The sequence below is a fragment of the Mesorhizobium sp. WSM3862 genome (assembly GCF_002294985.1).
Lineage (GTDB): Bacteria > Pseudomonadota > Alphaproteobacteria > Rhizobiales > Rhizobiaceae > Mesorhizobium.
In genome coordinates, this window is record NZ_NSGE01000004.1 from 46,848 (window position 1) to 59,705 (window position 12,858).

At 64.1% G+C, this 12,858-nt stretch carries 13 protein-coding genes and 1 pseudogene; 9 read left to right on the forward strand and 5 right to left on the reverse strand.

All coding sequences use genetic code 11. The annotated features are described in order from the left end of the window. The first annotated feature begins 9 nt into the window (after nt 1-9). Complete coding sequence (gene dnaQ, locus CK224_RS12525) at nt 10-717, forward strand: DNA polymerase III subunit epsilon (protein ID WP_066991475.1); 708 nt, start codon at nt 10-12, stop codon at nt 715-717. A gap of 137 nt (nt 718-854) precedes the next feature. On the opposite strand, the gene secB is transcribed toward dnaQ, so the two are convergent. Both secB and CK224_RS12535 read right to left on the reverse strand, forming a co-directional pair. Continuing rightward, entirely contained in the window at nt 855-1,355 is a 501-nt protein-coding gene (gene secB / locus CK224_RS12530) for a protein-export chaperone SecB (RefSeq protein ID WP_067323500.1), read from the reverse strand. Nucleotides 1,356-1,522: 167 nt separating this feature from the next. After that, nucleotides 1,523-2,020, reverse strand: coding sequence for an FxsA family protein (locus CK224_RS12535; protein ID WP_066991469.1), 498 nt, complete (start codon nt 2,018-2,020; stop codon nt 1,523-1,525). 203 nt (nt 2,021-2,223) lie between these two features. On the opposite strand from CK224_RS12535, the gene CK224_RS12540 reads away from it, so the two are divergent. From CK224_RS12540 to CK224_RS12555, 4 genes are all read left to right on the forward strand, one after another. Then, a complete protein-coding gene (locus CK224_RS12540) occupies nt 2,224-2,931 on the forward strand; it encodes a Tim44/TimA family putative adaptor protein (protein WP_066991466.1) in 708 nt (235 codons plus the stop codon). A 131-nt stretch (nt 2,932-3,062) separates the two neighbouring features. Next, nucleotides 3,063-4,169: a murein transglycosylase A gene (locus CK224_RS12545; protein ID WP_095782016.1), complete on the forward strand. Its 1,107-nt coding sequence runs from the start codon at nt 3,063-3,065 to the stop codon at nt 4,167-4,169. Further along, nucleotides 4,166-4,690 carry a Smr/MutS family protein gene (locus tag CK224_RS12550; protein ID WP_095782017.1) on the forward strand — a complete coding sequence of 175 codons (525 nt, stop codon included), beginning with the start codon at nt 4,166-4,168 and terminating at the stop codon, nt 4,688-4,690. The genes CK224_RS12545 and CK224_RS12550 overlap by 4 nt, the downstream gene beginning before the upstream one ends. 25 nt (nt 4,691-4,715) lie before the next feature. Further along, on the forward strand, nt 4,716-5,078 hold the full coding sequence (locus tag CK224_RS12555; RefSeq protein WP_066991880.1) for a helix-turn-helix transcriptional regulator: 363 nt from the start codon (nt 4,716-4,718) through the stop codon (nt 5,076-5,078). A gap of 10 nt (nt 5,079-5,088) precedes the next feature. Here the strand turns inward: CK224_RS12555 and CK224_RS12560 are convergent, their stop codons facing one another. The 3 genes from CK224_RS12560 to CK224_RS12570 all read right to left on the reverse strand — a co-directional run bounded on the left by CK224_RS12560 (nt 5,089) and on the right by CK224_RS12570 (nt 7,800). Next, nucleotides 5,089-5,706: a transglutaminase-like cysteine peptidase gene (locus tag CK224_RS12560; RefSeq protein WP_066991460.1), complete on the reverse strand. Its 618-nt coding sequence runs from the start codon at nt 5,704-5,706 to the stop codon at nt 5,089-5,091. Between the two features lie 219 nt (nt 5,707-5,925). Continuing rightward, entirely contained in the window at nt 5,926-7,203 is a 1,278-nt protein-coding gene (locus tag CK224_RS12565; protein WP_095782018.1) for a polyhydroxyalkanoate depolymerase, read from the reverse strand. A 234-nt stretch (nt 7,204-7,437) separates the two neighbouring features. Beyond that, nucleotides 7,438-7,800 carry a septal ring lytic transglycosylase RlpA family protein gene (locus tag CK224_RS12570; protein ID WP_066991454.1) on the reverse strand — a complete coding sequence of 121 codons (363 nt, stop codon included), beginning with the start codon at nt 7,798-7,800 and terminating at the stop codon, nt 7,438-7,440. A 307-nt stretch (nt 7,801-8,107) separates the two neighbouring features. Between CK224_RS12570 and CK224_RS12575 the strand changes: the two genes are divergently transcribed. From CK224_RS12575 to CK224_RS12595, 4 genes and pseudogenes are all read left to right on the forward strand, one after another. Beyond that, nucleotides 8,108-8,293 carry a hypothetical protein gene (locus CK224_RS12575; RefSeq protein ID WP_095782358.1) on the forward strand — a complete coding sequence of 62 codons (186 nt, stop codon included), beginning with the start codon at nt 8,108-8,110 and terminating at the stop codon, nt 8,291-8,293. Nucleotides 8,294-8,866: 573 nt separating this feature from the next. After that, nucleotides 8,867-10,303 (forward strand): pyridoxal-phosphate dependent enzyme, encoded by a 1,437-nt coding sequence (locus CK224_RS12585; RefSeq protein ID WP_095782019.1) that lies wholly within the window; start codon nt 8,867-8,869, stop codon nt 10,301-10,303. Next, a complete protein-coding gene (locus CK224_RS12590; protein WP_095782020.1) occupies nt 10,300-11,469 on the forward strand; it encodes a PLP-dependent aspartate aminotransferase family protein in 1,170 nt (389 codons plus the stop codon). The genes CK224_RS12585 and CK224_RS12590 overlap by 4 nt, the downstream gene beginning before the upstream one ends. A gap of 132 nt (nt 11,470-11,601) precedes the next feature. Further along, nucleotides 11,602-12,842, forward strand: a pseudogene (locus CK224_RS12595) (D-amino acid dehydrogenase). The last annotated feature ends 16 nt before the right edge of the window (nt 12,843-12,858 follow it).

Below are 12,858 nucleotides of genomic sequence, written 5' to 3' on the forward strand. Positions count from 1 at the left end.
CTGATTCGAATGCGTGAGATCATCTTCGACACCGAAACCACCGGCCTCGATTTGCGCGACGACCGCATCATCGAGCTCGGCGGCGTAGAGCTGGTCAACCGTTTCCCGACCGGCCGCACCTTCCACAAGTTCATCAATCCGCAAGGCCGCGCCATTCACGCCGAGGCGCAGGCCGTGCACGGCATCAGCGCGGCGGATCTGGCCGGCAAGCCGACCTTCGCCGAAATCGCCGAGGAATGGCTGGCCTTCACCGACGGTGCCAAGCTGATCGCCCACAACGCCATGTTCGACCTTGGCTTCCTCAACCTCGAATACAGCCGGCTCGGTCATCCGGCCATCGATCCCGGCCGCATCGTCGACACGCTGGCGATCGCGCGCCGCAAGCATCCGATGGGTCCGAACTCGCTGGACGCGCTCTGCCGCCGCTACGGCATCGACAATACCCGCCGCACCAAGCACGGGGCGCTTCTCGACTCCGAATTGCTGGCCGAAGTCTACATCGAGCTCATCGGCGGCAAACAGGCGGCGCTGGTTCTGGAAACCGTGGCCGTGCAGATGAACGGCAGCGGCGAAGTCGCCGATATCGATATCTCGATCGGCGCAAGGCCGATCGCGCTGCCGCCGCGCCTCACCGAGGCGGATCGGGCGGCACATGCCGGGCTTGTCGGCACGCTCGGCGAAAAGGCGTTGTGGCTGAAGGTGGCGTCTGCGGGTTGAGCGGGGGGCGCTCCCTGAACCGACGCGATTAGCCGAGCCGCCCATCCCTTCGTCATGCCCGAGCTTGACCCGAGCAACCCTTAGCAAAAAAGCCCGGCGCGAAGCCGGGCTCTCGATACGAGGGGTGGTGAGTCTCCTCAGCTCACCTGGACCTTGCTTGCGGCCTGGTCCTCGGCGATGCGCTGCTGGAACATCTGCGCGAAATCGATCGGGTCGAGCATCAGCGGCGGGAAGCCGCCGTTGCGGGTGGCGTCCGCGATGATCTGGCGCGCGAAGGGGAAGAGCAGCCGGGGGCATTCGATGAACAGGATCGGCAGCATATGCTCCTGCGGGAAGCCGCTGATGGCGAAGACGCCGCCATAGACCAGTTCGACGTTGAACAGCACTTCCTGGTCGAAGGAGGCCTTGGCATTCAATGTGAGATTGACGTCGAACTGCTTGTCCGAAAGCGGGTTTGCGTTGACGTTGACATTGATGGCGATGCCAGGGGCCTTGTCGCGGCCGCGCAGCGAATTCGGCGCGCCGGGGCTTTCGAACGACAGGTCCTTCACATATTGCGCAAGCACGTTGAGCGAGGGCTGTTCCTGTTTGCCGTTGCCGTTGGCGGCGGCTGCCGCGGCATCATCATTGCTGGCCATTAGCCTTTGTCCTTTTGCCTGGGCAGCATTGCTGACCGGATTGAAATCGGGGGTTCGCTATCATGCTCGGCAGGACAAGACAAGTTTTGCGCGCCGCCTGAAACTGCGCAGCCGTTTCGGGGCGACGGCGCGCATGAGACAGCTATTCGAGCGGACCCTGAAGAGAGCTAGTCGTCTTTCAGCCGCCGCCAAGGGGAATTGTGATCCGGCCCGCGCTTGTAGTCGTCCTGGCGCGAAAAGTCGCTGTCATCGAGATCGATGACCCTGTCGCGGCGGCGGGCCGAAAAGCCGCTGCTGAAGCTGGTCGCCATCACGATGCGGTTCTTGAGCAGGCGCCAGGCAAGATCGCGCACCGGCGGCAGGAGCAGCAGGATGGCGATAATGTCGGTGATGAAGCCCGGAATGATGAGCAGGAGTGCCGCCAGCACGATCATCGCGCCATGCGCGAGTTGGCGGCTTGGATCGCGCCCGGCATCCATTTCCGTCCGCACCCGCGCCATCACGCCGAATCCCTGGTGCCGAAGCAGGAGGCTGCCGGCAATGGTGGAGAGGATGACGAGCCCGATCGTCGCCAAAGCGCCGACTTCGCGGCCGACGATGACGAAGCCGGCGATCTCCAGAAGCGGCAGCAGGAGCAGGAACAGGGGAATGAACGAAATGCGCAAATTGAGACCGGTCGCTTTCTTCTTTTGCGGGCCTCGCGGGAAATCGCCGCTGGCACTAGGACCTTTAGATAGGTATGGCTGGCTTTGATTTGAATGATTGCGCCCGCCGTTCTATATGCTTTGGGTAATGAACGCTATGCGACCGCCGCCATTCTGAGGGTTCTGGTGGTCCGGCCTGGACAGGGATCGAATTGGCGGAAGATATGGGTTTCTTCGACTTCGGCACGATTTTCTTTTTGATTGCGGCGGTTGTGATCTTCTTCCAGCTTCGCAACGTGCTGGGCCGTCGCACCGGAAACGAACGCCCGCCCTTCGATCCTTATTCGGCAAGCCGCACGCGCGAGCAGGATGCGGCGCAGAAGTCCGAGAATGTGGTGTCGCTGCCGCGCAAGCGCATGCCGGGGGAACCGGCGGCGGAGACCTATGCCGCGATCGACGCTTTCGCCAAGCCGGACAGCGATCTCAACAAGGGCCTGCGCGCGATCAAGGACAACGATCCGTCCTTCGATCCCAAGACCTTTATCGACGGCGCCAAGATGGCCTACGAGATGATCGTCATGGCCTTTGCCGACGGCGACCGCAAAACGCTGAAGAACCTGTTGTCGCGCGAGGTCTATGACAGCTTCGTCGCCGCGATCGGCGAGCGCGAGGCGAAAGCGGAAAAGATCCAGTCTTCCTTCGTCGGTATCGACAAGGTCGATGTCGTCGCCGCCGAGATGAAGGGCACCGAGGCGCATATCACGCTGCGCATCGTCAGCGAGCTGATCTCGGCGACCCGCGACAAGGTCGGCGCCGTCATCGACGGCGATCCGGAAAAAGTCGCCGAGGTCAAGGACGTCTGGACCTTCTTCCGCGATACCCGGTCGCGTGATCCGAACTGGAAGCTGGTCGCCACGGAAGAAGAAGATTGACCTAGAGCATGATGCCGAAAAGTGTGGAGCGGTTTTCGGACGCCATCATGCTCCATCTCTTTAGTTTGGAGCCGGATTCAGATTTCAGGTCGATCCGGCCTGAAATCATCCGGCTCTAGGTGGCGGCTGTCATGTCGCTGTCTTCGGCATTCAAGGAAAAATCCTTCGGCGACCTGCCCGGCTGGGACGAGGATGATCACCTCGCCGCCTTCGCGGCGTTTAAACGTTCGGCTTTCCACGTCCTGACCAAGCCCTATCGAACCGGTTCGCTCGGCGTCGCGTTCGCCGCTTTCGCCGGGGCCTACACTGAGGCGCGCTCCGTTTCGCCGCAGAATCGGTCGGAGGCGCGGTCCTTCTTCGAGCGCCATTTCGCTCCCGCTTTGGTGGTGGCCGAAAGCGGCGGCGCCGGCCTCGTCACCGGCTTCTACGAGCCCGAGGTCGAGGCCTCGCCGGTGAGGACGGAGCGGTTCACGGTGCCGCTGCTCTCCCGTCCCGCCGATCTGGTCGACATCGACGATAAAAATCGCCCCCTCGGAATGGATCCCTATCTCGCCTTCGCGCGCGCCACGCCGACAGGTCCGGTCGAATATTTCGATCGCGGCGCCATCGAGCGCGGCGCGCTGTCCGGGCAGAACCTCGAGATTGCCTGGCTCGCCGACAAGGTCGATGCCTTCTTCATCCATGTGCAGGGAGCGGCGCGGCTGAAGATGACCGATGGTCGGCTCTGCCGCGTCACCTATGCCGCAAAATCCGGCCAGCGCTTCACTGGGCCGGGCAGGATCTTGAGCGAGACCGGCGAAATCCCGCTGGAAAAGGTGACGATGCAGTCGATCCGCGCCTGGTTCAAGGCGCATCCTGAGCGAGTCGACGAGATCCTGTGGCAGAACCGCTCCTATATCTTCTTTCGTGAGGCGCCGGTCGACGACCCGGAGCTCGGTCCCATTGCCGCCGCCAAGGTGCCATTGACGCCCGGCCGCTCGGTCGCCGTCGACCGGCTGCTGCACACCTTCGGCACGCCCTTCCATATCGTTGCGCCAACGCTCACCGCTTTCGGCGGAAAACCGTTCCGGCGGCTGATGATCGCGCAGGACACCGGCTCGGCCATCACCGGAGCGGCGCGAGGCGATCTCTTCGCCGGCTCGGGCGATGCTGCGGGCGAGATCGCCGGCGTCGTGCGCAACGTCGCCGACTTTTATGCGCTGGTCCCGCGCGGGCTGTTCGACAGGGGGCACGCGTGAACCGCCGTCACGACACGCTGAGCGACGACGATCGCATCCTCTGGAACCTGGTGGCGCGCACGACGCGGCCCCTCAAAGGCAAGGTCGCGGTCGAGATTCCCGATATCGTCGAGCCGACGCCGGCGCCGGCGCCCACGGCGGCCAATGGCGTTCCCACCGCTGCCGCGAAGCCGAAGCCGCAGCACGTCGCGCATTCGCTTGACGACCAGACCCACGAGAAACTGAAAAAAGGCCGGCTGCCGATCGAGGGCCGCGTCGATCTGCACGGCATGACGCAGGACGAGGCCTATTCGCTGCTCCTCACCTTCCTGCACCGCGCCCATGCCGGCGGTATCCGCTATGTGCTGGTCATCACCGGCAAGGGCTCGTCGTCCGGCGGCGACGGCATCCTGCGCCGCTCGGTGCCGCACTGGCTGTCGACCCCGGCTTTCCGGCATCTGGTCTCGAGCCACGATCACGCCGCCCGCAACCATGGCGGCTCGGGCGCGCTCTATGTGCGGCTCAGGCGGACGCGCGCATGAGGACGCCGGCCATGAGGACGCAACAGTGACCCCGTTCGGCGAAAGGCTGAGGGCGCTGCGCGCCGAGCGCGGCGTCAGCCAGAAGGCGATGGCGCAGGCCATCGGCGTCAGCGCCGCCTATCTGTCGGCGCTCGAGCATGGCCGCCGCGGCGCGCCGACCTGGACGCTGATCCAGAAGATCATCGGCTATTTCAACATCATCTGGGACGACGCCGAGGACCTTGCCCGCCTCGCCGAAACCTCGCATCCACGGGTCAGGATCGATACGTCGGGCCTGTCGCCGGCCGCGACCGAACTGGCCAATCTTCTGGCCGAGAGCATCGAGAAGCTGGACGAGGCGGAGCTGCGCCGCCTCAGCGCGTCGATTCGTGCGGCGCTGAGAAGGTAGGTCCCGAGATCTACTGCACCGAGCCGACCAGCAGCTGCTGGCCATCGCGGATCGACACCCAGCGGCCGGTGTTGTCGATCGCCTGGCGCTTGAGATAACGGTAGCCGGTCTCGTCCCAGGCTTGGACCTTGTCGGTCAAATTGTCGAGGATGTAGTCACCCTTATCGGTGCGCACCGTCAGCACGGAATGGCCTTCGCCGTCCGGCTTGCGCACGACGGTGATCAAGAGATCCGCAAGCGAGATGCCCATGCGGTAGAGCTGGCGCCGCTTCTCCAGCACATAGTCCTCGCAGTCGCCAAAGCCATTGTCCGGATAGGTCCAGACCTCGTCCTTGCCGTAATTGTCGAGATCGCTCATCGGCTTGACGGCGGCGTTGACCTTGGCGGTCACGTTGATCAGCTTGCGCCACAGAGCATCGGTCAGCTTGGCCGGCGCGAGATTGGCCGGGCGAATGTTGCATTCGCTCGGATGCGTCTTGCAGAAATCATAATGTCCGATCGGCTGCGAGGTCAGGCCGCCGGTGGCCATGGCGCCGGCAGCCCATGCCGGAACCGCCCAGTGGGCCGAGATCGCCAGCCCTGCGACTGCACACAAACGCAGCATCCGCGCCATCGGTGAGGAAGTCATTGTCCCCCGGGGTCCGCCCTTGTTTATTAACGAAACGTTAAGGGGGATTTACAGTCCGTGTCAATTGAAGACAACGGCTAGTTTGGTGGCATGGTTACCCGCCAGGCCCGCATAGCGGCAGTTTGGCAACAGCGGCGTCGGGACGCCGGTCAGCCCTGAACATTGGTTCCACGGAAAGGTCACGCGCTTAAGCGGCGCCGAGCCGCGTCCGCTTCGCGCTCAGCTCTTGGCGGAACGGACCAGCTTCGGCTTCGCCGCCAGGCGGGTCTGGCGGCCGTAGCTGGAGATGAAGTCCAGGATGCGCGGCACGATCTCCGACCGGAACCGCGAGCCGTTGAAGACGCCGTAATGGCCGACGGCCGGCTGCATGTAGTGGGCCTGCCGGTCGGCCGGAATGTTCACGCAAAGCTCATGCGCGGCCTGGGTCTGGCCGAGCCCGGAAATGTCGTCGTTCTCGCCCTCGACGGTGAACAGCGCGACATTGCGGATCGCCTGGGGATCGACGACCTCGCCGCGATGCGTCATCTCGCCCTTCGGCAAGGCGTGGCGCACGAACACCGTGTCGACCGTCTGCAGGTAGAACTCCGCCGTCAGGTCCATCACCGCCAGATATTCGTCGTAGAAGTCACGGTGCTTCTCGGCGCTGTCGCCGTCGTTTTTCACAAGGTGCATGAAGAAGTCCTTGTGGGCGATGATGTGGCGATCGAGATTCATGCTCATGAAGCCCGAAAGCTGCAGGAACCCGGGATAGACATCGCGGCCGAATCCGGGCACCGGCCAGGGCGCCTGCATGATGACGTTCTCACGGAACCAGTCGGTGCCCTTTTCTCCGGCGAGCAGATTGACCGCGGTCGGATTGCGGCGGGTGTCGATCGGCCCGCCCATCAGCGTCATGGTCGACGGCACGAAGGGGTCGCCGCGCTTTTCCATCAGCGCCACCGCCGCCAGCACCGGCACCGAGGGCTGGCAGACTGCCATCACATGGGTATCGGGACCCAACGCATGGAACATCTCGATGACATAGTCGATATAGTCGTCGAGATCGAAGCTGCCCTGCGACAGCGGCACCATGCGGGCGTCGACCCAGTCGGTGATGTGCACGTCGGCGTGAGGAAGCATCGCCTCGACCGTGCCGCGCAGCAGCGTCGCATAATGGCCGGACATCGGCGCCACGATCAGAAGCTTCGGATCGGGCTTGCGGCCCGCGGGAAGCTGGCGCTCGAAGCGGACGAGGTTGCAGAACGGCTTCGACCACACGGTTCGTTCGGCGACGTCGACGCTCTTCCAGTCGACCACCGCCTTGGTCAGGCCGAATTCAGGCTTGCCGTAGCGGCGCGTCGTGCGCTCGAAGAGTTCCGCGGCTGCCGCGACCGACCGGCCGAGCGCCGTATGCGAAACCGGATTGAGCGGGTTGGAATAGAAGAACCGCACCGCATCTGCGTAAAGGCGGGCGGGCTGCAGCGCCGCATGGTTCAGTTCGTAGAGCTGGTAGAACATCAAGAACCCCGCTGCTGCCTGACGACCAAGGGGCCGACGAGCAGCGCCGAGCCTTGAATGTCTCGCAGTGAGGTTAACAAGATATTGTTGCGATGCAATACGTCAATTGGCGTGACGAATGCTGCTTTGGTCCAAACTGTTGAAAACTCGTCACGTATGGCGGAGCCGGCTCACTGTGCGCTGCCGCAATGTGTAGGAAATATGTCCGGCTCCCTCTTGCCGGACACCGACATCTTAAACGCGCGCCATGCAGACTGCGGTGTGGCCCGAGCCGATGAAGCCGAGCTGGGTGGCGGCGCCGCGGGAGAGGTCGAGCACGCGGCCCCGGACGAACGGGCCGCGATCGTTGATGCGCACGACGACGCTGCGGCCGTTGTTCTTGTTGGTGACCCTGAGCTTGGTGCCGAACGGCAAGCTGCGGTGCGCCGCAGTCAGCGCGGCGGGGTTCATGCGCTCGCCGGAGGCGGTTCGGGAATGCAGCGCGTACCAGGAAGCGCGGCCACATTGTGCGGCGGCTGAAGAGGCGGAAGAGGCGCCAGCCATCAGGCCAGCCGCGATCGTTGCCGCGACAAGCGCGGTGCGGTTGGTTTTATTCATCTTTTAGGGGTGGGCTCCGTTATAGACAACCCGCCGTAAGTGCCGAATGAGGCATGAAATGCGGCAAGCGTCTGGCGGTTCCATGGCAAAGGCACACGTTTGGAGTCGCCGCGAAACAGTTTGTCATGACATCTCCCGCGAGCGCCAGCGTATTCTTCATGGAGACCGACCCGGTTTTGCAGGAAGTCCCGAGTAGGAGCGGCCCTCGGGGCGCAAGTAAAAGCGGAAACTATTGCTTCGCTTCCTTCTGCTGCTTTATTGCGCGCGCGTTCCGGTGAAGGATCGACTTTGCGCCGGGATTTCGCCGATGCGACTGATCAGGAATTTACTGGCGCTGATCGTGCTGGCGATCGGCGTGCTGTGGTCGCTGCAAGGGCTTGGGCTGGTCCAGGGCAGCTTCATGACCGGCCAGCGGGAATGGCTCTATATCGGGCTTGTCACCGCGCTGCTCGGCCTGATCGGCCTCCGTTGGGCAAACCGCCCGCGCGTTTGATCCGACCGGCAAGATGGCGCCGCGCGTCCGGTTGGACGGTCGAAGCGACGCGCGCAGACTCCCGCCGTCGGACCGCTGACGCCGGGCACCTCTTCGAGATCGACGCCATCCCGACATCCGCGCGCAACGCGCGAAGCTCAGCAAGCAGTTGCTGGGGTGAAATTTCTGCTGAGGTCGGCGCTCTACGGCGCCCCCCTCTGGCCTGCCGGCCATCTCCCCCACAGGTGGGGAGATCAGATGTCGCGTCGGCTTTCGCCAATCGCCAACATTTGCAAGCAAGGGCGCCAAGGGTCGAGCTCCAATCTCCCCCCTTGTGGGGGAGATGTCCGGCAGGACAGAGGGGGGCGCTGTCCCGCCGGCTTTCAACATTTAGAGGCGGTGTGCTGCGCCGCCCGTGAAATTCCATTCCGCCACTCGTCGCCGGAATGGCACGATCTATCTTCTTTCCGGATGGAAAGGGCTGGAAAAGACAAAGGCGTGTGATCTGCGAACCCGGCATGGAGTTCGGCGGCCATCATGCGCAGACTGGTGACGGCCGATCCCGTCGGAACTGCTTCCCATGGAGGGTCCGAGATGAGCGTGCACAGGAAAGCGGCGCCGGACGGCGCGGAAAGCGCTTTGTCACGGCTGCGTCCGCCTTACGCCTCGGTGCTCGACCTGATCGGCCAGACGCCGGTGGTCGAGCTCACCAAATTCGATACCGGCAAGTGCCGGCTGTTCATCAAGCTCGAGAGCCAGAACCCCGGCGGCTCGATCAAGGACCGCATCGCGCTGTCGATGATCGCGGCCGCCGAGAAGGATGGCAGGCTGAAGCGCGGCGGCACCATCGTCGAGGCCACCGCCGGCAACACCGGCCTCGGCCTCGCCCAGGTCGGAATTCCCAAGGGCTACCGCATCATCCTCGTCGTGCCCGACAAGATGTCGCGCGAGAAGATCCAGCATCTGCGCGCTTTAGGCGCCGAGGTGCGCATGACCCGCTCCGATGTCGGCAAGGGCCACCCCGAATATTACCAGGACATGGCCGAGAAGATCGCCGCCGAAATTCCCGGCGCTTTCTATGCCAACCAGTTCGCCAATCCCGCCAATCCGCTGGCGCACGAAAGCACCACCGGCCCGGAAATCTTTTCGCAGCTCGAAGGTGATGTCGACGCGGTGGTGGTCGGCGTCGGTTCCGGCGGCACGCTCACCGGTGTCGGCCGCTTTTTCGCCAAGCATTCGCCGAAGACCGAAATGGTGCTTGCCGATCCGGTCGGCTCGGTGCTGGCGCCGTTGATCAAGACCGGCAAGATGACAGAGGCCGGCAGCTGGACCGTCGAAGGCATCGGCGAGGATTTCGTGCCGCCCAATGCCGATCTGTCGCTGGTCAAGAAAGCCTATTCCATTCCCGACAAGCAGAGCATGCTGGCGGTGCGCGACCTGCTGTCCAAGGAAGGCATCCTGGCCGGCTCGTCGTCCGGCACGCTTCTGTCGGCGGCACTGCGCTACTGCCGCGATCAGACGACGGCCAAACGCGTGGTCACCCTGGTCTGCGACAGCGGCAACAAATATCTGTCGAAGGTCTTCGACGACATCTGGCTCGCCGAGCAGGGCTTGGCCGACCAGGAGCAGCACGGCGACCTGCGCGACCTCGTCATGCGCTCGCCGCGCACTGGTGACATCGTGACCGTTGGCCCCGAGGAAACCCTGCTCAACGCCTATGGCCGCATGCGCCGCTCCGATGTCTCGCAGCTACCGGTGCTGGATGACGGCAAGCTCGTCGGCATCGTCGACGAGAGCGATATCCTGGCCAAGGTCGACGGCCCCTATGACGGCCGCTGGGATCGCTTCAACGCGCCGGTGCGCACGGCCATGACCTCCAACCTGCACACGCTGCAGGCCAGCCAGGCGCTCGATGCACTGCTGCCCGTTTTCGACCGCAACGAGGTCGCCATCGTCTTCGACGGCGACGAATTCATCGGCCTGATAACCCGTATCGACCTGATCAACCATCTGAGGCGCCGCGCAAAATGACTTCGACCGGCAAGAACCGCCTGGCCTTTTCCACCCGCACCATCCATGGCGGCCAGAGCCACGATCCGCTGACCGGCGCGGTTATGGTGCCGATCTACGCCACCTCCACCTACGGCCAGCAGTCGCCCGGCGTGCACAAGGGTTTTGAGTATGCCCGCAGCCAGAACCCGACGCGCTTCGCCTTCGAACGGGTCGTCGCCGACCTCGAAAGCGGCGCCGCGGCCTTCGCCTTCGCCTCAGGCCTGGCCGCGATCGCCACGGTGTTGGAACTGTTCGACGCCGGCGCCCATGTGGTCGCCACCGACGACATCTATGGCGGCTCGTTCCGGCTCATGGAGCGCGTGCGCAAGCGCTCCGCCGGCCTGCAGGTCAGCTTCGCCGATTTCACCGATCTCGCCGCGGTCGAGAGAGCGATCCGCCCGGAGACAAAGCTGCTCTGGGTCGAGACGCCGACCAACCCGCTGCTGCGCGTCGTCGACCTCGAAGGCCTGGCGGCGCTGGCCAAGCGCAAAGGCCTGCTGACTGTCGCCGACAACACTTTTGCCAGCCCCTACATCCAGCGGCCGCTGGAGCTCGGCATCGACATCGTCGTCCACTCGACGACGAAATACTTGAACGGCCATTCCGACATGGTCGGCGGCGTGGCGGTCGTCGGCGACAACAAGGATTTGGCCGATCGGCTGAAATTCCTGCAGAACGCCATCGGCGCCATTTCCGGCCCGTTCGACAGTTTTCTGGCGCTGCGCGGCATCAAGACCTTGGCGCTTCGGATGGAGCGCCATTCCGCCAACGGCCTGAAGATCGCGCAGTGGCTGGAAGCCCGCAAGGACGTGCGCCGCGTCATCTACCCCGGGCTGGCGAGCCACCCGCAGCACGAGATCGCCAAGCGCCAGATGCACGCCTTCGGCGGCATGATCTCGGTCGACCTCGACCTCGACCTCGCCGGCACCAAACGCTTCCTCGAACGCACGCAGCTTTTCACGCTCGCCGAAAGCCTCGGCGGCGTCGAAAGCCTGATCGAGCATCCGGCGCTGATGACGCACGGCTCGATCCCCGCGGAAAAGCGCGGGGCGATCGGGATATCGGATTCGCTGGTGCGGCTGTCGGCCGGTATCGAGGACGCGGATGATTTGATCGCGGATCTGGAGCAGGCGCTGGGGGGGTGAGTGCCTTCGAGGATCAATCGTTGTGATCCTTCGCGCCCCCCTCTGTCCTGCCGGACATCTCGGTGCCTGTGCCATTGCAGACCGCAATCCACCGACTAAACTGCCTACCAACATGCGATCTCCGGAGGCGTGATGCGCGTGATCGTGTTGGGTGGCGGCGTTGTCGGCGTCACCACTGCCTATCAGCTGCAGAAAGACGGGCACGAGGTGGTCGTCCTCGAGCGCCAGAGCCAAGTCGCCGCCGAGACCAGCTGGGGCAATGCCGGCATGATCGCGCCGGGGCATTCCTTCGTCTGGTCGTCGCCCAGGGCGCCATTAATCCTGTTGAAATCGCTGGTGCTGAAGGATCAGGCGCTACGCTTCAAGCTGTCGGCCGATCCGACGCTCTACAGCTGGTCGTGGCTGTTCCTGATGGAATGCACGGCCGAGAAGGCCAGGCGCAACACGCTGCTCAAGCATCGGCTTGCCGTCTATTCGCAGAGCGTGCTGCACGAGGTGATTGCCCACGAGCAGATCGACTACGACCGCAACGATCGCGGCATCCTCTATTTCTATCGCAGCCAGCAGGCGCTCGATAAAGGCGTCGAGCACATGCGGCTGCTGGAATCAGACGGCCAGCTGATCAAGGTGCTCGACCGCGACGCCATCGTCGCGCTCGACCCGTCGCTGGCTTCCGCGCGGGAAAAGATCGCCGGCGGCATCCATTGCCCGACCGATGAGACCGGTGACCCGGCCAAATTCACCCGGGCGCTTGCCGCGAAGGTCGTCGAGCGCTGCGGCGAGATCCGTACCGGCACGACCATCACCGGCATCGAGACCTCGGGCGGTGGCGTGGCACAGGTGCTGACCGACAAGGGCAGCGTCAAGGGCGACGCCTATGTGCTGGCGCTCGGCTCCTACAGCCCGCTGATCGCGAAGACCGTCGGTATCAGCCTGCCGATCTACCGATCAAGGGTTATTCGCTGACCATTCCGATCGGCAACCAGCCTCGGCCGCCGACCATCGCGGCGATCGACGAGCACAATCTAGTCGCCGTGTCGCGCTTCGGCGACCGGCTGCGCGTCACCGCGACGGCGGAATTCGCCGGCTACGACACCAGCCACAAGCCGGCCGATTTCGCCTTCATGAAGGGCGTGACGCAGGAGCTTTATCCCGAGGGCGCCGACTACGACCGCGCCGAGATGTGGGCGGGCTTGAGGCCGATGACGCCGAACAATCTGCCCGAGTTCGGGCGCCGCCGCCTCAGCAACCTCTATCTCAACACCGGGCACGGCCATATCGGCTGGACCATGTCGCACGGTTCGGCCCGCATCACCGCCGACCTGATCGCCGGCCGCAAACCGGCCATCTCGATGGACGGTCTTTTGAATTGAGAGCATGATCCCGGAG

Excerpts from the sequence above, each read along its gene's own strand:
- CK224_RS12545 (WP_095782016.1), top strand. The coding sequence starts at position 3,063 with ATGTCGCTGTCTTCGGCATTCAAGGAAAAATCCTTCGGCGACCTGCCC.
- CK224_RS12560 (WP_066991460.1), bottom strand. The coding sequence starts at position 5,706 with ATGACTTCCTCACCGATGGCGCGGATGCTGCGTTTGTGTGCAGTCGCA.
- dnaQ (WP_066991475.1), top strand. The coding sequence starts at position 10 with ATGCGTGAGATCATCTTCGACACCGAAACCACCGGCCTCGATTTGCGC.
- CK224_RS12540 (WP_066991466.1), top strand. The coding sequence starts at position 2,224 with ATGGGTTTCTTCGACTTCGGCACGATTTTCTTTTTGATTGCGGCGGTT.
- CK224_RS12570 (WP_066991454.1), bottom strand. The coding sequence starts at position 7,800 with ATGAATAAAACCAACCGCACCGCGCTTGTCGCGGCAACGATCGCGGCT.
- CK224_RS12590 (WP_095782020.1), top strand. The coding sequence starts at position 10,300 with ATGACTTCGACCGGCAAGAACCGCCTGGCCTTTTCCACCCGCACCATC.
- secB (WP_067323500.1), bottom strand. The coding sequence starts at position 1,355 with ATGGCCAGCAATGATGATGCCGCGGCAGCCGCCGCCAACGGCAACGGC.
- CK224_RS12565 (WP_095782018.1), bottom strand. The coding sequence starts at position 7,203 with ATGTTCTACCAGCTCTACGAACTGAACCATGCGGCGCTGCAGCCCGCC.
- CK224_RS12575 (WP_095782358.1), top strand. The coding sequence starts at position 8,108 with ATGCGACTGATCAGGAATTTACTGGCGCTGATCGTGCTGGCGATCGGC.
- CK224_RS12585 (WP_095782019.1), top strand. The coding sequence starts at position 8,867 with ATGAGCGTGCACAGGAAAGCGGCGCCGGACGGCGCGGAAAGCGCTTTG.